This is a genomic window from Comamonas sp. DB36 (assembly GCF_057914905.1).
On record NZ_CP196631.1, the window covers coordinates 1,986,712 to 2,005,080 of the forward strand.

The 18,369-nt window shown below is 67.5% G+C and carries 19 protein-coding genes and 1 riboswitch; of the genes, 8 read left to right on the forward strand and 11 right to left on the reverse strand.

Translation table 11 applies throughout. The features are described from left to right. The first annotated feature begins 1 nt into the window (after position 1). From ACSVDO_RS09210 to ACSVDO_RS09220, 3 genes are all read left to right on the forward strand, one after another. Entirely contained in the window at positions 2 to 793 is a 792-nt protein-coding gene (locus ACSVDO_RS09210; protein WP_489596033.1) for an SDR family NAD(P)-dependent oxidoreductase, read from the forward strand. A 103-nt stretch (positions 794 to 896) separates the two neighbouring features. Then, positions 897 to 2,555: a class I adenylate-forming enzyme family protein gene (locus ACSVDO_RS09215; protein ID WP_489596035.1), complete on the forward strand. Its 1,659-nt coding sequence runs from the start codon at positions 897 to 899 to the stop codon at positions 2,553 to 2,555. Between the two features lie 14 nt (positions 2,556 to 2,569). Further along, complete coding sequence (locus ACSVDO_RS09220; RefSeq protein ID WP_489596036.1) at positions 2,570 to 3,802, forward strand: acetyl-CoA acetyltransferase; 1,233 nt, start codon at positions 2,570 to 2,572, stop codon at positions 3,800 to 3,802. A 15-nt stretch (positions 3,803 to 3,817) separates the two neighbouring features. On the opposite strand, the gene ACSVDO_RS09225 is transcribed toward ACSVDO_RS09220, so the two are convergent. From ACSVDO_RS09225 to ACSVDO_RS09270, 10 genes are all read right to left on the reverse strand, one after another. Then, positions 3,818 to 4,891, reverse strand: a complete 1,074-nt coding sequence (locus tag ACSVDO_RS09225; protein ID WP_489596038.1) for an NAD(P)/FAD-dependent oxidoreductase — start codon at positions 4,889 to 4,891, stop codon at positions 3,818 to 3,820. 18 nt (positions 4,892 to 4,909) lie between these two features. Beyond that, the gene (gene fdxA / locus ACSVDO_RS09230) at positions 4,910 to 5,239 is read right to left on the reverse strand and encodes a ferredoxin FdxA (RefSeq protein WP_332538521.1); all 330 of its coding nucleotides are present in this window, start codon (positions 5,237 to 5,239) and stop codon (positions 4,910 to 4,912) included. A gap of 125 nt (positions 5,240 to 5,364) precedes the next feature. Continuing rightward, positions 5,365 to 6,696: a sulfate adenylyltransferase subunit 1 gene (locus ACSVDO_RS09235; RefSeq protein ID WP_332549314.1), complete on the reverse strand. Its 1,332-nt coding sequence runs from the start codon at positions 6,694 to 6,696 to the stop codon at positions 5,365 to 5,367. Further along, entirely contained in the window at positions 6,696 to 7,628 is a 933-nt protein-coding gene (cysD, locus tag ACSVDO_RS09240; RefSeq protein WP_489596041.1) for a sulfate adenylyltransferase subunit CysD, read from the reverse strand. The genes ACSVDO_RS09235 and cysD overlap by 1 nt, the downstream gene beginning before the upstream one ends. A 38-nt stretch (positions 7,629 to 7,666) precedes the next feature. Further along, positions 7,667 to 8,455: a phosphoadenylyl-sulfate reductase gene (locus ACSVDO_RS09245; RefSeq protein WP_332549312.1), complete on the reverse strand. Its 789-nt coding sequence runs from the start codon at positions 8,453 to 8,455 to the stop codon at positions 7,667 to 7,669. Next, positions 8,455 to 8,841, reverse strand: a complete 387-nt coding sequence (locus ACSVDO_RS09250; protein WP_332538528.1) for a DUF934 domain-containing protein — start codon at positions 8,839 to 8,841, stop codon at positions 8,455 to 8,457. Before ACSVDO_RS09250 ends, ACSVDO_RS09245 begins: the two co-directional genes overlap by 1 nt. A gap of 32 nt (positions 8,842 to 8,873) precedes the next feature. Further along, complete coding sequence (locus ACSVDO_RS09255) at positions 8,874 to 10,664, reverse strand: nitrite/sulfite reductase (RefSeq protein WP_489596043.1); 1,791 nt, start codon at positions 10,662 to 10,664, stop codon at positions 8,874 to 8,876. Positions 10,665 to 10,964: 300 nt separating this feature from the next. Then, positions 10,965 to 12,899 carry a bifunctional tRNA (5-methylaminomethyl-2-thiouridine)(34)-methyltransferase MnmC2/FAD-dependent 5-carboxymethylaminomethyl-2-thiouridine(34) oxidoreductase MnmC1 gene (gene mnmC / locus ACSVDO_RS09260; RefSeq protein WP_489596045.1) on the reverse strand — a complete coding sequence of 645 codons (1,935 nt, stop codon included), beginning with the start codon at positions 12,897 to 12,899 and terminating at the stop codon, positions 10,965 to 10,967. A gap of 23 nt (positions 12,900 to 12,922) precedes the next feature. Further along, entirely contained in the window at positions 12,923 to 13,534 is a 612-nt protein-coding gene (locus ACSVDO_RS09265; RefSeq protein ID WP_332538532.1) for a trimeric intracellular cation channel family protein, read from the reverse strand. Positions 13,535 to 13,762: 228 nt separating this feature from the next. Next, a riboswitch (glycine riboswitch) is annotated at positions 13,763 to 13,856 on the reverse strand. Positions 13,857 to 13,909: 53 nt separating this feature from the next. Continuing rightward, positions 13,910 to 14,185 carry an oxidative damage protection protein gene (locus ACSVDO_RS09270; protein WP_159918080.1) on the reverse strand — a complete coding sequence of 92 codons (276 nt, stop codon included), beginning with the start codon at positions 14,183 to 14,185 and terminating at the stop codon, positions 13,910 to 13,912. 138 nt (positions 14,186 to 14,323) lie between these two features. Between ACSVDO_RS09270 and ACSVDO_RS09275 the strand changes: the two genes are divergently transcribed. The 5 genes from ACSVDO_RS09275 (at position 14,324) to ACSVDO_RS09295 (ending at position 17,651) form a co-directional block, all read left to right on the forward strand. Then, positions 14,324 to 15,346 (forward strand): sulfate ABC transporter substrate-binding protein, encoded by a 1,023-nt coding sequence (locus ACSVDO_RS09275; RefSeq protein ID WP_332549310.1) that lies wholly within the window; start codon positions 14,324 to 14,326, stop codon positions 15,344 to 15,346. A 44-nt stretch (positions 15,347 to 15,390) separates the two neighbouring features. After that, the gene (locus tag ACSVDO_RS09280; RefSeq protein ID WP_332540172.1) at positions 15,391 to 15,579 is read left to right on the forward strand and encodes a hypothetical protein; all 189 of its coding nucleotides are present in this window, start codon (positions 15,391 to 15,393) and stop codon (positions 15,577 to 15,579) included. Further along, positions 15,576 to 15,986 carry a VOC family protein gene (locus tag ACSVDO_RS09285; RefSeq protein ID WP_332540174.1) on the forward strand — a complete coding sequence of 137 codons (411 nt, stop codon included), beginning with the start codon at positions 15,576 to 15,578 and terminating at the stop codon, positions 15,984 to 15,986. The genes ACSVDO_RS09280 and ACSVDO_RS09285 overlap by 4 nt, the downstream gene beginning before the upstream one ends. A 94-nt stretch (positions 15,987 to 16,080) precedes the next feature. Then, positions 16,081 to 17,019 (forward strand): CysB family HTH-type transcriptional regulator, encoded by a 939-nt coding sequence (locus ACSVDO_RS09290; RefSeq protein WP_332540175.1) that lies wholly within the window; start codon positions 16,081 to 16,083, stop codon positions 17,017 to 17,019. Between the two features lie 74 nt (positions 17,020 to 17,093). Next, complete coding sequence (locus ACSVDO_RS09295) at positions 17,094 to 17,651, forward strand: pseudouridine synthase (protein ID WP_489596048.1); 558 nt, start codon at positions 17,094 to 17,096, stop codon at positions 17,649 to 17,651. Between the two features lie 3 nt (positions 17,652 to 17,654). On the opposite strand, the gene ACSVDO_RS09300 is transcribed toward ACSVDO_RS09295, so the two are convergent. Continuing rightward, the gene (locus tag ACSVDO_RS09300; RefSeq protein WP_489596049.1) at positions 17,655 to 18,317 is read right to left on the reverse strand and encodes a glutathione S-transferase; all 663 of its coding nucleotides are present in this window, start codon (positions 18,315 to 18,317) and stop codon (positions 17,655 to 17,657) included. Positions 18,318 to 18,369: the final 52 nt, after the last annotated feature.

Below are 18,369 nucleotides of genomic sequence, written 5' to 3' on the forward strand. Positions count from 1 at the left end.
TATGAAACTGCACGGAAGCATTGCGGTGGTCACCGGCGCCGCCTCTGGCCTGGGACTGGCCTGCGTGGAGATGCTGCGGGCGCAAGGCTGCAGCGTTGCCGCCATCGATCTGGCGCCGGCGGCGCCCGGCGACGCGGGCGCTGGCCCGGGCCTGCTGCCGCTGAGCGGCGATGTGGCCAGTGCGCACGACATGGAGCAGGCCTTTGCCAGCACCCGGCGCCTGCTGGGAACGCCCAACATCCTGATCAACTGCGCGGGCGTGCTCGGGCCCGCGCGGGTCTTCACCCGAGACAAGGCGACGGGGCGGGTGCTGCCCCGGTCCATGGATGCCTTCCGGCGCGTGATCGCCATCAATCTGGTGGGCACGTTCAATACCATACGCCTGTTTGCCCAGGGCCTGAGCCAGGCCGGCGCGGTGCATGACGACGAGGATCGCGGCGTGATCGTCAACACCGCGTCCGTCGCCGCCTATGAGGCCTTGTCGGCGCAAGCCGCCTATGGCGCCTCGAAGGCCGGCGTGGCCAGCATGACGCTGCCCCTGGCGCGCGAACTCGCACGCTACGGCATACGCGTGGTGGCGATCGCGCCGGGCACGTTCGAGACCGGCATGTACGAGGTGGTGCCCGACCATACGCGCCGCACCCTGATCGACGACGTGCCGTTTCCCCGGCGGCCCGGACGCCCGCAGGAGTTCGCGCACATGGCCAAGGCACTGATAGAGAACGCCATGATGAACGGCAGCGTGGTGCGGCTCGACGGCGCGGTGCGCATGCGCGAGCCCGCGCGGCGCTGACGCGCGTCGCTGAACGCGCGTCACTAACGCGCGTCGCTAAACGCGCGTCGCTAAACGCGCGTCACTGAACGCAGCCCCAAATCCTCCCTTTTTTCACATTGCCATGACCGAGTCCTCTTTCACTGATGACCATGCCACGCGCATCGAGGCGCTCTACCAGGACCGCCTCGTGCCCTGCTATGCCTACAGGCCTGCCCATCTGGATGCCATGTTCCGCGCCACGGTGCAGCGCCGCCCCGAGGCGCAGGCGCTGGAGGAGGGCGAGCGCCGCCTGAGCTATGCCGAGCTGGATCGCGAGGTCGGCCTGGTGGCCGCCGGCCTGGCGGCGCTGGGCACGGCCCGGTCGGACCGGGTCGCGCTGCTGCTGGAAAACCGGCTGGAATTCGTCCTCACGCTGCTGGCCATCTGGCGGCTTGGGGCCATTGCCGTGCCCGTAGGCACCCGGCAAAGCGCGGCCGAGCTGGCGTACATGCTCAACCAGTGCGGTGCCAGCGGCCTGGTGTTCGAGAGCACGCTGGCCGAACGCCTGCCTGCGCCGGCAAGCACCCCGGGCCTGCGCTGGAAGGTGGACTGCCACGACCGCGGGCAGGCCGATGCGCGGGCGCAGGCCGCAGCGGCCGCGAGCCTGCCCTACGAAAGCCTGGCGCGCGCGCCCGGTGTCCAGGCGCTGGCCGCCGACTTCAGCGATCAGTCCGCGGCCTGCATCATGTACACCTCGGGCACGACCGGCCACCCCAAGGGCGCGGTGCTGTCGCATCTGGCCTTCTTTCACACGGCGCGGCATTACGTGCACCGCTTTGGCTATCGCGCCGACGACCGCATGCTGCTGGTGATTCCCGCCAGCCATATTTCGGGCCTGCTGGCCGCGGTGGTCGTGACGCTGCAGGCGGGCGGCTGTCTAGTGTGCCTGCGGCATTTCAATGCCGAAAAGGTGCTGGCCGAAATGGAGGCCAGGCGCATCACGGCCACGGTCATGGTGCCGGCAATGTACAACCTGTGCCTGCTGCAGCCGGAGATCGCGAGCCGCGATCTCTCGGCCTGGCGCATAGGGCATTTTGGCGGCGCGGCCATGCCCGAGGTCAGCATCGAGCGGCTTGCCCGGGTGCTTCCGGGGCTGGCGCTGTACAACGGCTTTGGCGCGACCGAAACCACGTCGGCCGTGGCCCTGACCGAGCGCGGCGACGCCGCGCGCTTTCCGGACTCCGTCGGGACGCTGATGCCTTGCGTCGACATCCGCGTGCTCGATGCCGACGGCCATGAAGTGCCGCCCGGTGCCGCGGGCGAGCTGTGGATACGCAGTCCCGGCAATGCCATTGGCTACTGGGACCAGCCCGAAGCGACGCGCAAGGCCTTTGTGGCCGGCTACTGGCGCTCGGGCGATATCGGCAGCGTGGACGCTGGCGGCTACCTGCGCGTTTTCGATCGCATCAAGGACATGATCAATCGCGGCGGCTACAAGGTCTATTGCGTGGAGCTCGAGAACTGCATCCAGCGCCATGAAGGGGTGGTGGAAGTCGCCGCCGTTGCCAGCCCCTGCGAGGTGTTGGGCGAGCGCATCCATGTCTTCCTGCATGCGCAGGGCGCCATCGATGCGGACAGCGTGCGCCAGCTGTGCCGCAGCCAGCTGGCGGACTACAAGACGCCCGACTTCATCACCGTCAGCGCGACGCCGCTGCCGCGCAACCTCAATGGCAAGCTGGTGAAGGCCCCGCTGCGCGAAGCCGCGCGCGCCGCCGCCGCCGCCCGCCTCCTGCCACGCTAAACCAAGGACCAGCCATGCGACACAACCCCATCTATATCCTCGGCGGCGCGCAGACCGACTTCGCGCTCAATGCCGCCCGCCAGGGGCAAGGCCTGTTCGAGCTGCTGCAGTCCGCGGTGCAGGGGGCCCTGCAGGACGCGGGCGTGGATGCCAGCGAGGTCCAGGCCGGGCATGTGGGCAATTTCGTCGGCGAGCTGTTTGCCGGCCAGGGCCAGCTCGGCGGCATGTTTGCCGCCATCGATCCGGCGTTCTACGGCATGCCCGCGGGCCGGCACGAAGCGGCCTGCGCATCGGGCAGCATTGCCATGCTTGCGGCCACGGCCGAGCTCGAGGCCAGTCGCTATGACTGCGTGATCGTTGCCGGTGTCGAGCTCGAGCGCAATGTTCCCGGCGCGCTCGCTGCCCAGCATCTGGGCGCTGCGACCTGGGTGGGCGAGGAAGCGCAGGACGCGAAATACGCCTGGCCTCACATGTTCGACCTGGTGGGCCAGGAATATGCGCGCCGCTATGGGCTCAAGTACGAACACCTGGGGCGCATCGCGCAGATCAACATCGAGAATGCGCGGCGCAATCCCAACGCCCAGACGCGCGATTGGGAATACGGTCCGCGCAGCTTCCTGGCCGACGACGTCGCCAACCCGGTGATCGAAGGCATGATTCGGCGCCAGGACTGCGGGCAGGTCACCGACGGCGCGGCGGCCGTGGTGCTGGCGAACGAGCGCTTTGCCGGCGCCTGGGCCGCGCGCCACAACCGTTCGCTGGATTCGATTGCGCGTCTCACCGGCTGGGGGCACAGCACGGCGCACCTGAAGCTCGATGCCAAGCTGCGCGCCAGCGTCCAGTCGTCCTATGTGTTCCCGCATGTGCGCGCTGCCATCCAGGATGCTTTGCGGCGCGCCGGCGTCGCCGATGTTTTCCAGCTCGACGGCATAGAAACCCACGACTGCTTCACCACCACCGAATACATGGCCATAGATCATTTCGGCATCACGGCGCCGGGGCAAAGCTGGCGCGCCATCGAGGACGGCACGATTGCCGCGGGCGGGCGGCTGCCGATCAATGCCAGCGGCGGCCTGATAGGCCTGGGCCACCCCGTGGGCGCGACGGGAGTGCGCATGGTGCTGGACACGGCGCGCCAGGTCACGGGCCGGGCCGGAGCCTGTCAGATCGAGGGCGCGCGCCGCTGTGCCACGCTCAACATCGGCGGCAGCGCGACCACGGTGGTGAGTTTTGTGGTCGAGCGCTGAGCAGGCGCGGGCGCGCTATTCGCTGGCCGGATGTTCCACGCCCAGGATGGCGTGCAGCCGCGCGCTGGTGGTCGTGTATTGCAGCAAGACCTTGGCGCCGCTGAGCAGCTCGGCCGCGGCAAACGCGGCCAGCGTGGCTTCATGGAAGGCGCAGAGGATCAGCCGGCGCTTGCCCGCGTAGTGGTTGATGTCGCCCACGGCATAGATGCCGGGTTGGCTGGTAGAGAACGTTGCGGCATCGACCAGCAATTGCTTGCGCTCCATCGCCAGACCCCAGTCGGAGATGGGCCCCAGGCGCGGTGAAATGCCCAGATAGACCCAGAGCTGGTCCAGCGCCAGGCGCTGCGCCGCGCCCTGCGGGTCGGTGAGCTGCAGCGCGGCGAGGCTGCCGTTCTGCTCTTCCATGCCATTGATCTGCGCCGCGATGACGGTGATGCGCCCGCTGTCGCGCAGCGCCTGCAGGCGGGCCAGCAGATCGGGCGCGGCATTGAAGACATCGCGGCGATGCAGCAGCGTGACATGCGCCTCCGGATGGATCTCGGCGCAGCGCAGCGCCGCGGCCACCGCATCTTCGTCGCCGCCATGGACCACGATCTTCTGGCCGGCGGCAACTTCGACATCGGCCGGGTGGTAGTGCAGCTGGCGACCGAGATGCGCCTCGATGCCGGCAATCTTGAGCATGCGCGGCACAAACGCGCCCACGCCCGCGGCAATGAACACGCAGCGCGCGCGCAGCTGGGCACCCGATGTGGTGCTCAGCAGGAAACGGCCGTCGGCCAGGGTTTCAAGCGCCTGCACCTGGGCGGCCAGATGCCATTGCGGCTGGATGGGCGCGAGCTGCTTGAGCAGCAGGGCCACGAGTTCGCGGCCCGTGCAGACCGGAATGCCCGGAACGTCATAGATGGGCTTGTCGCCGTACAGCTCGGCGCACTGGCCGCCCGCATGGGGCAGGGCGTCGATGATATGCACGCCCAGGCCTTGCAGGCCCAGCTGGAAGGCCTGGAACAGGCCGGCCGGACCGGCGCCTATCACCACCGCATCGGTGTCAATGGGATCGTGGGAAGCGGGGGGCAGGGCGCGGTCTGTCATCAGGGGTGCATCAACCGATCAGCGCTGCAGCGCGGCAATCTTGCCGGGCTGGCCGTTGAATTCGTCGGCGTCGGGCAGCGCGTTCTTGCGCTTGGTGATGCTCTTCCAGCCCGCGGCCAGCGACAGCTCGGCGTTGAGCTTGATGAATGCCAGCTGATCGGGCGGCACGTCTTCTTCGGCAAAGATGGCGTTGGCCGGGCACTCGGGGATGCAAACTGCGCAGTCAATGCATTCATCCGGGTCGATGACCAGCATGTTCGGGCCTTCGCGGAAGCAGTCCACGGGGCATACGTCCACGCAGTCGGTGTATTTGCACTGGATGCAGTTTTCGGAAACGACGTGAGTCATGAGGAACTTTGGAGTTATAGGGTCAGTACTGAGCTGATTTTATTTCACTGGGCCGATTCGTGGGCGCAGTGTGTATCGAGGAGGGCGCCGCGCCGGGGTTATCACCCCCGGCGCGCGGCGCGAACTCAATGCGCAAGGGCTGCAGCGGCGGTCTTGTGGCTGGCAGTATCGACCAGAATCAGCGCACCCTGGATACGCGCTTCGGTGAACGGACGCAGCGGCAGCGGTTCCTGCAGCGCGAGTTCGACCACGCCAATGGCATTGGCCTGCAGGTTGGCGGCGGGCTCTTCGGCCAGCGTATGGATGTCGAGATGATGCACCACGCGGCGCACCTTGGCCTTGACCCAGCGGTGGCCGTGCAGCGCAAGATACACGCGCCCGGGCACCAGCGGTTCGTCGTCCATCCAGGCGACGGTGGCCGTGAGATCGCGCCGGCCCACGGGCGCGGCCTCCTCGGCGTCGAAATCATCGTCGGCCACGGGCGCTGCCGTGCTGGCGGCCAGGATCCAGTCGCCGCGCGAGACATCGACTTCGCGGTCCAGCACCACGCCAGCGCTGTGGCCGGCGCTCACGTCGCCGGGGCGGCGCGCGTGGTCGAGCACCTGGGCGACGACGGCGGTCTGGCCGCTGGGGAAGATCTGCACGCTCTGGCCGGCCTGCAGCTGGCCCGCGCCCAGACGGCCCCAGAACACGCGCCGACCCTGCGAGGTATCGGCCGACGCGGAGAATTTCTCCACCCATTGCACCGGCAAGGCCGTGGGCAGCGCGGTATCGGCGGGCGTGCTGGGCAGGCCTTCGAGCCATTGCAGCAGGCTGGGGCCGCTGTAGCCGCACCAGCCTTCATGCGAGGTAACCACATTCCAGCCCTTGAGCGCCGAGACCGGCACCGTGGCGGCAACGCGAATGCCGGCCGCCGCGGCAAAACGTTCGAGCGCTGCCTTGATATGGACAAAGGCCAGTTCGGGCTCGGCGACGGCGTCGAGCTTGTTGACCGCGAACACCAGCGAAGGCACGCGCAGCAGATGCACCAGCAGGCTGTGGCGGCGGGTCTGGGGCAGCAGCGCCAGATCGGGCGAGCGCCAGTCGAGCTTGGTTGCATCGACCAGCACCACGGCGGCGTCGGCGCTGCTCGCGGCCGTGACCATGTTGCGCGTGTACTGCTCGTGGCCGGGAGCGTCGCCGATGATGAACTTGCGTGTGGGCGTGGCGAAGTAGCGGTAGGCGACGTCGATGGTGATGCCTTGCTCGCGCTCGGCCGACAGGCCGTCGGTCAGCAGCGCGAGATCGGTCTCGCCGCTGCGCTGAACGCCCGCGAGCTGGTCCTGCAGCACCGACTTGCTGTCGACCAGCAGACGGCCGATCAGCGTGCTCTTGCCGTCATCGACGGAGCCGCAGGTGATGAAGCGCAGCGCCGAGGCTGTGCCTTCGGCCGGGGAAGTGAATGCAGTGCTTGTCATTAGAAGTAACCTTCCTTCTTGCGCTTTTCCATGGATGCGTCGCTGGTCTTGTCGTCCATGCGCGTGGCGCCGCGTTCGCTGACGTCGGCGGCCAGGGTTTCAATCACGATGTCGGCGGCGCTGGCGGCCGTGCTTTCCACCGGGCAGGTGCAGGTGATGTCGCCCACGGTGCGAAAACGCACGTCACGCAGCACGACTTCCTCGCCTTCGCGTGGCGGGGTCAGCTCCGTCACGGGCACCAGCAGACCGCGGCGCTCCACCACTTCACGCTGGTGCGTGTAGTAGATCGAAGGCAGGGCGATCTGCTCGCGTTCTATGTATTGCCAGACGTCAAGCTCGGTCCAGTTGCTGATCGGGAACACGCGGAAATGCTCGCCCGGCGCGATGCGGGTGTTGAACAGCGTCCACAGCTCGGGGCGCTGGGCCTTGGGCTGCCACTGGCCGAAGCTGTCGCGGTGCGAGAAGATGCGCTCCTTGGCGCGGGCCTTCTCCTCATCGCGGCGCGCGCCGCCGATCAGCGCGTCGAAGCGGAATTCCTCTATGGCTTCGAGCAGCGTCACCGACTGGTGCACGTTGCGCGATTCGCCGGGATGGGCCAGGCGCACGGTGCCGCGCGCCATCGAGTCCTCGACATTGCGCACGATCAGCTCGGCGCCCAGTTCCTTGGCGCGCTGGTCGCGAAAGGCCGTGACTTCAGGGAAGTTGTGGCCGGTATCTATCATCAGCAGCGGATAGGGCAGGCGGCCGGCGCCGAACGCCTTTTCGGCGCAGCGCAGCATCACCAGCGAATCCTTGCCGCCGGAAAACAGCAGCGTCGGGCGCTCGAAAGTGGCGGCCACTTCGCGCAGGATGAAGATGGTTTCTTCTTCCAGGGCGTCGAGATGGTGGTTGCTGAGCTGGGTCAGCACATGGGGAGCGATGGGAGCGTTCATGCAAAACCTTGGGGGCAATATCGGGAGAGGGCAGGACTTCAAGAGGCCTTGACGTGCAGGCCGCATTCCTTGGCGGTCTCGTCCTCCCACCACCAGCGGCCGGCGCGGAAGTCTTCGCCCAGGCTGATGGCACGGGTGCAGGGCGCGCAGCCGACCGAGGGGTAGAACTGGTCGTGCAAGGGGTTGTAGTCGACGTCATTGAGCGCGATGTAATGCCACACATCGCCCCAGGTCCAGTCGGCCAGCGGGTTGAACTTGGTCAAGCCCTTGGTCTCTACTTCGCTGGTGTCGATCGCGGGCACATCGGCGCGCGCATTTGACTGCTCGCGGCGCAGGCCCGTGATCCAGCCGGTGCGGCCGGCCAGCGCGCGCGCCAGCGGCTCCATCTTGCGTATGCCGCAGCATTGCTTGCGCAATTCGAGGCTGCGGTACATCGCGTCCTGTCCCTGGGTGCGCACGAACTGGATCACCTGTTCGTGGCGCGGGCGATAGACCTCGATATCGGCACGCGACGTCGCTTCGGTGCGTTCCAGCAGCGCCAGCGTCTCGGTGTGCAGCGCGCCGGTGTCGAGCACGAACACCGGGATGTCGAGCGCCAGCGCGTTGATCAGATGGGTGATGACCACGTCTTCGGCGCCCAGGCTGGACGCCTGGGTCACGTCGCCGTGGCGCCCGCCATGGGCCGCAGCCTGGCGCAGCAGCTGCTCGGTCTGGGCGAGCTTGGCCGCGAAATCGCTGCTGGGCCGCGCGTTGCTGCGCACGGCCTGGCGGGTCTGGCCTGCGCCGGAGCCGGACGCGGGCAGCAGTGAGCTGGTGATGCCGGACATCAGTCCTCCTGCGACGCGAAGATGGGCGCGGTGTGCACCGCATCGCCCTGGTAGAAGCGCGCAAAGCGTTCGAACTGGCGCTGGGCGGCCGACGCATCGACGTCGGCGCGCAGCACGGCGCTGCTGAAACCGGTGCGCTGCATCTGCACCAGCTGGTCGATCAGCACATCGCCGGTGGCGCGCAGATCGCCCGTGAAGCCGCGGCGGCGGCGCAGCAGGTAGGCCTGGCTGAACGCGCGGCCGTCGGTGAACTGCGGAAAGTGCAGGTCGATGCGCGTCACGCCTTCAAGCGGCAGCGCCAGCGCATCGGCATCGTTGGCCAGCGCCACCTGGCTGGCGTCGCCCTCGGCGGGCGCCTGGTGTTCGTGGGAAGCTAGGATTTTCATCGTCTCGAGCGGATTTTGGGTGGACCGGGAACTCAGGCCGTGGCTTCGGCTTCGACGGGAGCAGGATGGCGCGCGGACTTGCCGGCTTCCTTGAACGGATCGAGGCCCAGGCGGCGCACGGTGTCCTGGAAGCGCTCGCCGGCTTCGCGCTGGTCGCGGTAGGTGGCCAGCACGGCTTCGATCACATCGGGCACTTCGGCCGCCGAGAACGACGGGCCTATGACCTTGCCCGCGACCGAGGCGCCCGACAGCAGCGAGCCGTCCGAGCCGCCCAGCGTGACCTGATACCACTCCTTGCCGTCCTTGTCGACGCCCAGGATGCCGATATGGCCGCTGTGGTGGTGGCCGCAGCTGTTGATGCAGCCGCTGATGTGCAGGTCGATGGGGCCGATGTCGTCGAGCTCGTCGAGGTCCTGGTAGCGCTGGGTGATGGCTTCGGCAATCGGCAGCGAGCGCGCATTGGCCAGCGCGCAGAAGTCGCCGCCGGGGCAGGCGATCATGTCGGTCAGCAATTGCACGTTGGCGCTGGCCAGGCCCAGCGCGCGCGCTTCCTGCCACAGCGTGAACAGCTCGCTCACGGGCACCCAGGGCAGCAGCACGTTCTGGTCATGGGTGACGCGGGCTTCGCCCGACGAGAAGCGGTCCATCAGCGCGGCCAGGGCGTCGAGCTGGTCGCCCGTGGCGTCGCCCGGCGACTGGCCGGGGCGCTTGAACGACAGCGTGACGGCGCGCAGCTGCGGATTGCGGTGCGGGTGCACGTTGCGCGCCAGCCAGCGGGCAAAGCCGGGCTCGGCGGCCGAGTGGGCCGCAAGCGACTGCGCGATTTCCTCGGCCGACAGCGGCTTGAGCGCCGGCAGCTGCGGATCGACAAAGCAGGCCTTGACGCGGTCGAGCTCGGCCTGGGGAATGGTGTGCGGGCCGCCGTCGATCTCGACGATCTGGCGATATTCCTCTTCGACATCGTCGATGTACTGCTGGCCTTCGGCCTTGACCAGGATCTTGATCCGCGCCTTGTACTTGTTGTCGCGCCGGCCGTGCTCGTTGTACACGCGCACGATGGCCTCGATGTAGTTCATCACCTGGTTCCAGGGCAGGAACTCGCGGATCTGCGTGGAGATCACCGGGGTGCGGCCCATGCCGCCGCCGACAAACACCTTGAAGCCGACTTCGCCGGCGGCGTTCTTCACCACATGCAGGCCCACATCGTGCCAACCCGTGGCGGCACGGTCTTCCGCGGCGCCGCTGATGGCGATCTTGAACTTGCGCGGCAGGAAGGCGAACTCGGGGTGCAGCGTGGTCCACTGGCGCAGGATTTCAGCGTAGGGGCGCGGATCGACGATCTCGTCGACGGCCACGCCGGCCAGGGCGTCGGTGGTGGTGTTGCGAATGCAGTTGCCGCTGGTCTGGATGCCGTGCAGATCGACGCTGGCCAGCAGGTCCATCACATCGGCGGCCTTGGCCAGCGGAATCCAGTTGAACTGCACGTTGGTGCGGGTCGTGAAGTGGGCGCAGTGCGTGGGCAGGAACGTGGTGCCCAGCAGGCCCTGGCCTTCCATCGCGGCCTTGAAGACTTCGGCTTCGGGTTCGTCATATTCGCGCGCGATGCGCGCCAGCACGCGGATCTGCCGGCTGGCGATTTCGCCGTAGGGCACGGCCACGCGCAGCATGGGCGCGTAGCGCTGCACATACCAGCCGTTTTGCAGGCGCAGCGGGCGGAAGTCGTCTTCCGGCAGCTTGCCGGCCTGCCAGCGTTCGAGTTGGTCACGGAACTGATCGGCGCGCAGCTTCACGAATTCCTGGTCAAAGGGGGTGTATTGGTACATGGCGGTTCAGTGCGAAAACCGGTGAAGCCCTGCCGGGCCGCGGAGAGCCTGCGGCAGGCGGGCGCAAATGCAGGAAAGTCGCGCGAGCGCCCGGCGCCTTCGTGGGGCATGTGGGGGGAGGGTGCTCGAAGCATGCATGCTGGGAAATGTAGGCCGGGACAGCCGCCGGGCAAACTATTGTTTTGTGCTTCCTTTATGCGAATAAGCTTATGCGCAAGCACTGGCGCGGCCTGGCGGCCTGCCGAGAGGCGTTTTCGGCCGGTTTTCTGAACCGGTGCAAAACCCTCTGTCAGGCCCCGGTCAGGCGCCGATGCGCTGGGTCGACAGCGCCTGCGCGAGCTTGGCGTCAAGCGGCAGCGGCTCGTCGTGCAGGCGCGCGGCCAGCAGTTCGGCGCACAGCAGCGCCAGCGTAATGCCGCGCGCGCCCATGGCCGTGCAGGTCCACAGGCCCGGTTGGTGCACCGGGTCCACCGGACCGACCAGCGGCAGGCGGTCGGGCGCGGCCAGGCGCACGCCAGCCCACAGCTGCGGCGTGGCGGCAAACGCCGGCGCCAGTGCCGCCGCCTTGCCTGGCAGCAAGGCCTGCAGTCGCAGCGCGTTGGCCGCATGCGCTGCGGCCTGGTCCGCGGGGGATGGCGGCAGCGTATCGCTGTCGCGCTCGAAAGTCGAGCCCATGAACCAGCCGCGGCCCGCATCAAGGCCGCCCAGCGGAATATGGGGCACCAGGCTGCCCTTGCCGTTGACCGGGAAGGGCGGCAGCGCATCGGCCGCCAGGTCCTTGTGCTCGCCCCAGGAGACCTGGCCGCGCATGCGCTGCAGCGGCCAGCCGGCAGGCAGCAGCTGGTCGCTGCCATGGCCGCCGGCAATCACCACCAGCGGTGCCTGGCCCAGTACCTGGCCCTGGGCATCGAGCAACTGCCAGTCGCTGCCTTGGCGCTGCAATTGCGCGACGCGGCGCCGGCCTTGCCACTGGATGCCGGGCTGGGCCAGCAGCGCGCGCACCAGCTGCGCCGGCCGTATCCAGCCGGCCTGCGCATGCCAGCAGGCGGCGTCGGCGCCATCCAGCCCGGCCAGCGCGCGCTGCGCGGCGTCGGCGGGGTGGCTCCAGTGATGGCCCGGGTGCGGGCGCGAACCCGGGGGCGCGGCATGCGCGCCTTCGAGCTGCCATTCGCGCGGCAGGCCTATGAGCCCGTCGCTGCTTTCCACGCGGTGTTCGAGTACGCCGCAGTGCTGCCAATCCTGGCCGGGTTGCAGCAAGGCATGGGCCCGCTGCAGCGTGGCGCGCACGCCGCTGCGCGACAGCCGCGACAGCAGGCTGTCGTCGGGCGAGACATGGGGGGCAAACAGGCCTGCGGGCAGGCCCGAGGCGCCGCCCGCGGGTTGATCGGCCTGGTCCAGCACCTCGACCTGCCAGCCGCGGCGCGCGAGCTCGAAGGCGACGGACGCGCCCGCAATGCCGCCGCCAATGACGATGGCGCGGCGCGCGTCGGCGGGCGGCAGCTGCGGCGGCTGGCTCCAGGCATCGGCGCGCCGGCGCGGCTCCCAGCGCGGATTGAACAGCGCCTGCAGGTTGTCGCGCTTCGGGGGAACGCCCGGCACCTTCTGCACTTCGAAGCCGTTCTCGGCCAGCGCATCGCGCACCGCGCGCGCAATCGTCCAGCTTGCCAGCCGCGTGCCGCGGCGGCAGCAGCGCGCCACGGCCTTGAGCGTCTGCGCATCCCATATCTCGGGATTGCGCGCGGGGCTGAAACCGTCGAGGTAGACCGAGTCCGCGGTAGGCATCTGCTGGCGCAGCTGGGCCTGGGCATCGCCGATGTAGAGCGTCAGCTGCACCTGGCCGTCCTCGAACGACAGCCGGTGCACGCCCGGCAGCAGGCCCCAGAACTGCGCGGCGAGCTGTTCGGCCAGCGGGTGCAGTGCGGGGTCCTGCGGCATGGCGCGGCGCATGTCGTCCTGCGTGACTGGGTAAGCCTCGATCGAGACGAAATGCAGCTGGCGCGGACGCGCCGGGTCGGCTTTCCAGGCGGCCCAGGTGACGAGAAAGTTGAGTCCGAAGCCGAAACCGGTCTCGAGAATGCGCCACTGCGCGGCATAGGCCCAGGCCGCGGGCAGGCCGCAGCCGGCGAAAAACACCTGGCGCGCCTGGTCCAGGCCGCCGTTTTCACTGTGGTAGCGGTCGGAAAAACGCGGGCTGTAGGGCGTGCCGTCGGGCAGCCAGTCAATTGCTTCGGACATAGGGAGAAATCAGGCCGCGGCGTTCATTCCCAGCGCTGCTGGTAGGAGAACGTCGGCAGCCGCCATTTGAAACGGATGGCCAGCAGGCGCAGCGCCAGGCCGCCCGCAAAGCAGATGGCGGTGCTGATGCCCGTGGACACCGCGAAATGCTGCAGCAGCAGGAACAGCACGCAGACCGCGAGCGACACGCTGGCATAGAGCTCGCGCCGGAACACCACCGGCACCTGGTTGCACAGCACGTCGCGCAGAATGCCGCCGCTGATGCCGGTGAGCATGCCCGAGATGATGACGACCACCAGCGGGTAGTTGAGCTTGAGCGCCACGTTGCAGCCTATCAGCGAGAACGCGATCAGCCCCATGGCGTCGAGCAGCAGGAACAGCTGCTTGAGGCGCAGCAGATGGCGCGCGACCAGCGTTGTCAGAAGGCCCGCGGAAATCACCAGGTAGACGTATTCGGGGTGCTGGGTCCAGCCTATGGGGAAATGGCCGAGCACCATGTCGCGTATGGTGCCGCCGCCCAGGGCGGTGACGAAGGCAATCACGGCGACGCCGAAGATGTCCATGTTGCGCCGGCCCGCGGCCAGTGCGCCGGACATGGCTTCGGCGGTGATCGCCACGAGGTAGATCACCAGCATGGTGTCGATAGGGGAGGACGCCTGCAGAGGCTGGATGGCGGAGAGGGAAGAGGACACGCAAAAAGTCTCGGTGGAAACCGGCCCGTCGCCTGACGGTGCCGATACGCCTCTCCCGCTGTCCTTTGTACCTGAGAGTTTGCGCGCTCCAGGCGGCAAGCCAGGAGCGCTTGCCCCTTCGGTGAGTCGGCGGCGCGGCAAGCCGCGCCCTGACTGCTCTCCAGTTGGCGAACGATTCCTGCGGTTCCGGGTGCCTGAGCGATTATGGGAGTTTGCGCCTTCGGCGAAAGCGCATGCAGCGCCTTAGCTCTCCCGCAGAAAGACGGGATTATCCCGTCCTGCACCGGGGCCGTCAATGGATGCGGCCCGGCTGGCGTTTTATGCGTCGGTCGGGGGCACGTAGCCCACGGCGGCGTCGGCGCCGCCGCCGAAGAAATGGTTTTCCATCTGGCGTGCCAGGTACTGGCGGGCGCGCGCATCGGCGAGGTTGAGGCGGTTTTCGTTGACCAGCATGGTCTGGTGCTTGAGCCATCCGGCCCAGGCTTCCTTGCTCACGCTTTCCCAGATGCGCTTGCCCAGTTCACCGGGATAGGGCGGGAAATCGAGGCCTTCGGCTTCCTTGTCGAGCTTGATGCAGTGAACGGTACGTGCCATGGGGAAAAGATCCTTGTGCTGACTTCAGATGTTTTGGATATAACGAACTGAAATCTTATTGGTTTAAGTTTTGATGGGTCGGTTCCAGAATGCGTTCAGCAGCGTTCAAGCGCTCACCGCAACCTATTCGAGACCCAAATGACAATTCGCCGTCACTTTATCAAGTTTCCAGCCCTGCTCGCGCTGACTGCCAGCGTTGCACTCACGGCGGGTCCGGCCATGGCCCAGCCCTTGACACTGCTCAATGTTTCCTACGATCCCACGCGTGAGCTGTACGTCGAGTACAACCAGGCGTTTGCCAAGCACTGGCAGGCCAAGACCGGCCAGGCGGTCTCTGTCAAGCAGTCGCACGGCGGTTCGGGCAAGCAGGCGCGCTCCATCATCGACGGCATCGACGCCGATGTGGCGACACTGGCCCTGGCCGGCGACATCGACGCCGTCGCCAAGAACGGCGGCCAGATCAACGCCGATTGGCAAAAGCGCCTGCCGCACAACTCGGCGCCCTACAGCTCGACCATCGTGTTCCTGGTGAAGAAGGGCAATCCCAAGGGCATCAAGGATTGGGACGATCTGATCAAGCCCGGCGTGCAGGTGATCACTCCCAACCCCAAGACTTCGGGCGGCGCGCGCTGGAACTACCTCGCGGCCTGGGAATTCGCCAAGCGCAAATATGGCGGCGACCCCAAGGCCAAGGAATTCGTCGGCAAGCTGTTCCAGAACGTTCCCGTGCTGGACACCGGCGCGCGCGGCTCGACCATGACCTTCGTGCAGCGCGGCGTGGGCGATGTGCTGCTGGCCTGGGAAAACGAAGCTTTCCTTGCGCTCAAGGAATTCGGCCGCGACAAGTTCGACATCGTCGTGCCTTCGATCTCCATCCTGGCCGAGCCTTCGGTGGCCGTGGTCGACAAGGTGGTCGACAAGCGCGGCACGCGTGCCGTCGCCGAGGAATACCTCAAGTTCCTGTACTCCGAAGAGGCGCAGCAGATTGCCGGGCGCAACTTCTACCGTCCGACTTCGGAAAAGGCCAAGGCGCAGTTCGCCAGCACCTTTCCCAAGCTGACGCTGGTGACCATCGATCAGGCGTTTGGCGGCTGGGCCAAGGCCGACAAGGAGCATTTCGCCGACGGCGGCAGCTTCGACCAGATCTACACCCGCAAGTAAGCGCATACGGCGCCGGCCCCGGTCGGCGCCGCAAGGAGAGCCCCATGAAAACCTGCCTCAAGCCTGCCGCCCGCGGCCTGGCGCCATTGACGCCCACATTGCAGCTGATAGCCATCACGGCCGCCAGCTGGAACCTGATTGCGCCAGTGCGCTCGCGCAAGCGGGCGCCGCGCATTGCGCTGCGCGGCCTGGCGCGATCCGGCGGCTGCGCGGCGGCGGTGGGGGCAGCATGAGCATTCGCGGCGTCCATCATCTGCAGCTCGCATTCCGCGCCGGCAATGCGCCGGCCATGCGGCATTTCTACCGCGACCTGCTGGGCCTGAGCGAATTGCCGGGCGAGCAGGTCGAAGGCGCGGCCCTGCATTTCGTCGCCGGCGGCCAGCGCATCGATCTTGTCGGTGTGGCGCAATGGCAGCCGCTGCCCGCGGTCTCGCACCTGGCGTTCGAAGTGCAGGATCTGCCCGCGCTGCGCCAGCGCCTGCTGGCCGCGCAGCTGCCGCTGGTCGAAAACCAGGGCCTCGCGGGCTTTGCGCGTTTCTATCTTAAGGACCCGGCAGGCAATCAGCTCGAGTTTCTCGAAGCCGAGCCGCAGGACGTCGAGCCTCTCGTGCGCTGGGAAAACGCCTTGGTCGCGGCGTGAGCCGGCCGCGATTTCTTTCGAAGATGCGCGCAGGCGGCGCGCACGCCGCAATTCCTGCGGCCCGCATACGCCAGAAGAAAAACAGGTCAGTGGCATGAATTTCCAGCAATTGCGTTCGGTGCGTGAAACCGTGCGCCGGGGCTTCAACCTCACCGAGGTCGCGCAGGCGCTCTATACCTCCCAGCCCGGCGTGAGCCGGCAGATCCGCGAGCTCGAGGAAGAACTCGGTGTGCAGATCTTCGTGCGCGCGGGCAAGCGGCTCACGGGCCTGACGCCGCCGGGCGAAAGCCTGATGCCCATCGTCGAGAAGCTGCTGTTCGAAGCCGACAACCTGCGCCGCGCAGGCCTGGACTTCAGCACCAGCGACCAGGGCCGGCTGTCGATTGCCGCCACGCACTCGCAGGCGCGCTATGCGCTGCCGCAGGTGGTACGCGATTTCCGCAGCCGCTTTCCCCAGGTCGTGCTGCACCTGCACCAGGGCTCGCCCCAGCAGGTGGCGCAGATGCTGCTCAGCGGCGAAGCCGACATCGGCGTGGCCACCGAGGCCCTGAGCACCCATGATGAACTGGTCACGCTGCCGTGCTACCGCTGGACGCACAGCATCGTCGTGCCGCCAGGCCATGCGCTGCTGGACATCGAGGGGCCGCTGACGCTGGCGCAACTGGTGCAGCACCCCATCATCACCTACGAGCAGGGCTATACCGGCCGGGCCCACATCGACGAAGCCTTTGCGCGCGAAGGCCTGGCGCCCGATGTGGTGCTCTCGGCGATGGATGCCGACGTGATCAAGACCTATGTGGAGCTGGGCATGGGCGTGGGCATAGTCGCCTCGATTGCGGTGGACGCCGAGCGCGACCGCCATCTGCGCCTGCTCGATGCGGGTCACCTGTTTGAAGTCAACCTGACGCGCCTGGGCCTGCGCCGCGGCGCCTGGCTGCGCGGCTATGCCTTCCACTTCATAGAGAGCTTTGTGCCAACGCTCACGCGCGATGTCGTGGCCAAGGCGCTGGAAGTCACGCGCAGCGTCGACTGACACGGCAGGAAACATGGGCGAGAATTGCCGTCCTGCTTTCTGACGGAGCGCCGCCTGGTGCTCCAGTGCTGCCGATGCCCCGTTATTTTCTCTTTCACAAGCCCTACGGCGTGCTGTCCCAGTTCACTCCCGATGATGGCGCACGTTCGCTGGCCGAGTTCGGCCTGCCCAAGGGCGTGTATCCCGCGGGCCGGCTCGACAAGGACTCCGAAGGCCTGCTGCTGCTGACCGATGATGGCCCGCTGATCGAGCGCCTGCTCAACCCGCGCAATGAAAAGCCCAAGACCTACTGGGCGCTGGTCGAGCGCGTGCCCAGCGAAGAAGCATTGCAGCGCATGCGCGCGGGACTGCGCATAGAGGATTACCAGACCAAGCCCTGCGCGGCCGTGCTGCTCGATCCCCAGCCAGACGTGCCGCCGCGCGAGCCGCCCGTGCGCCTACGCAAGTCGGTGCAGGATGTGTGGCTTGAAGTGAGCATCGTCGAAGGCAAGAATCGCCAGCTGCGCAAGATGACCGCGGCCATAGGCCATCCCACGCTGCGCCTGGTGCGCCAAAGCATCGCGAATCTGCGCCTGGACGGGCTCGCGCCCGGCGAATGGCGCGAGATAGTCCGCGCCGACATCCAGTTCTGAGGCTTATTGCGCGCCCGACACCTGGGCCATGAAGGTCGGGCCGGTCTCGCCGTCGCGCCAGCCGGGGTAGGTTTCCATCACTTCGGCAAACAGCGCGGAATCTATCCAGCGCTGCAGCCAGGCCTGCAGCGCGGGCCAGGGCTGCTCGGCCCACTGGGCCTCGTCGATGCGCGCGAACTGGCGCACGAAAGGGCGCAGCGCCATGTCGGCAAGACTCGGGTGCAGACCGAACAGATAGCCGGTGTCGGTCAGCTGCTCGTCCAGCGCCGCGAGCCAGGTCAGGGCTTCGGCCTGGGCGTCGTTGACTTCGGCGGCGCTGTAGCGCTCGGGGTACTTGCAGCGGTCGAGCGCGGGCTTGAAGCGCGTATCCAGGTCATTGATCAGCGCCAGCATCTCGGCTTCGCTGCCTTCGGTCGGGGCCAGCCAGCCGTCGGGGTCGTTCTGGCGCAGCGCCCAGAGCATGATTTCCAGGCTTTGCTCGATCACGCCGTCCGCGGTGACCAGCACCGGCACCGTGCCCTTGGGCGAGGCCTGCAGCAGCGCTTCGGGCTTGGCGCGCAGATTGACTTCGCGCAGCTCGCAGGCAATGCCCGAATGGGCCAGCGCCAGGCGGGCGCGAATGGCATAGGGGCAGCGGCGAAAGGAGTAGAGAACGGGCAGGGGCATGGGCTGGGGTGAATGGGGCCGAGGAAAAAAGTGTGCCGATGATAGCCCCGCG

What these genes read in the sequence shown, in the direction of transcription:
- ACSVDO_RS09210 (WP_489596033.1), top strand. Translation starts at nt 2, where the DNA reads ATGAAACTGCACGGAAGCATTGCGGTGGTCACCGGCGCCGCCTCTGGC.
- ACSVDO_RS09215 (WP_489596035.1), top strand. Translation starts at nt 897, where the DNA reads ATGACCGAGTCCTCTTTCACTGATGACCATGCCACGCGCATCGAGGCG.
- ACSVDO_RS09220 (WP_489596036.1), top strand. Translation starts at nt 2,570, where the DNA reads ATGCGACACAACCCCATCTATATCCTCGGCGGCGCGCAGACCGACTTC.
- ACSVDO_RS09225 (WP_489596038.1), bottom strand. Translation starts at nt 4,891, where the DNA reads ATGACAGACCGCGCCCTGCCCCCCGCTTCCCACGATCCCATTGACACC.
- fdxA (WP_332538521.1), bottom strand. Translation starts at nt 5,239, where the DNA reads ATGACTCACGTCGTTTCCGAAAACTGCATCCAGTGCAAATACACCGAC.
- ACSVDO_RS09235 (WP_332549314.1), bottom strand. Translation starts at nt 6,696, where the DNA reads ATGACAAGCACTGCATTCACTTCCCCGGCCGAAGGCACAGCCTCGGCG.
- cysD (WP_489596041.1), bottom strand. Translation starts at nt 7,628, where the DNA reads ATGAACGCTCCCATCGCTCCCCATGTGCTGACCCAGCTCAGCAACCAC.
- ACSVDO_RS09245 (WP_332549312.1), bottom strand. Translation starts at nt 8,455, where the DNA reads ATGTCCGGCATCACCAGCTCACTGCTGCCCGCGTCCGGCTCCGGCGCA.
- ACSVDO_RS09250 (WP_332538528.1), bottom strand. Translation starts at nt 8,841, where the DNA reads ATGAAAATCCTAGCTTCCCACGAACACCAGGCGCCCGCCGAGGGCGAC.
- ACSVDO_RS09255 (WP_489596043.1), bottom strand. Translation starts at nt 10,664, where the DNA reads ATGTACCAATACACCCCCTTTGACCAGGAATTCGTGAAGCTGCGCGCC.
- mnmC (WP_489596045.1), bottom strand. Translation starts at nt 12,899, where the DNA reads ATGTCCGAAGCAATTGACTGGCTGCCCGACGGCACGCCCTACAGCCCG.
- ACSVDO_RS09265 (WP_332538532.1), bottom strand. Translation starts at nt 13,534, where the DNA reads ATGCTGGTGATCTACCTCGTGGCGATCACCGCCGAAGCCATGTCCGGC.
- ACSVDO_RS09270 (WP_159918080.1), bottom strand. Translation starts at nt 14,185, where the DNA reads ATGGCACGTACCGTTCACTGCATCAAGCTCGACAAGGAAGCCGAAGGC.
- ACSVDO_RS09275 (WP_332549310.1), top strand. Translation starts at nt 14,324, where the DNA reads ATGACAATTCGCCGTCACTTTATCAAGTTTCCAGCCCTGCTCGCGCTG.
- ACSVDO_RS09280 (WP_332540172.1), top strand. Translation starts at nt 15,391, where the DNA reads ATGAAAACCTGCCTCAAGCCTGCCGCCCGCGGCCTGGCGCCATTGACG.
- ACSVDO_RS09285 (WP_332540174.1), top strand. Translation starts at nt 15,576, where the DNA reads ATGAGCATTCGCGGCGTCCATCATCTGCAGCTCGCATTCCGCGCCGGC.
- ACSVDO_RS09290 (WP_332540175.1), top strand. Translation starts at nt 16,081, where the DNA reads ATGAATTTCCAGCAATTGCGTTCGGTGCGTGAAACCGTGCGCCGGGGC.
- ACSVDO_RS09295 (WP_489596048.1), top strand. Translation starts at nt 17,094, where the DNA reads ATGCCCCGTTATTTTCTCTTTCACAAGCCCTACGGCGTGCTGTCCCAG.
- ACSVDO_RS09300 (WP_489596049.1), bottom strand. Translation starts at nt 18,317, where the DNA reads ATGCCCCTGCCCGTTCTCTACTCCTTTCGCCGCTGCCCCTATGCCATT.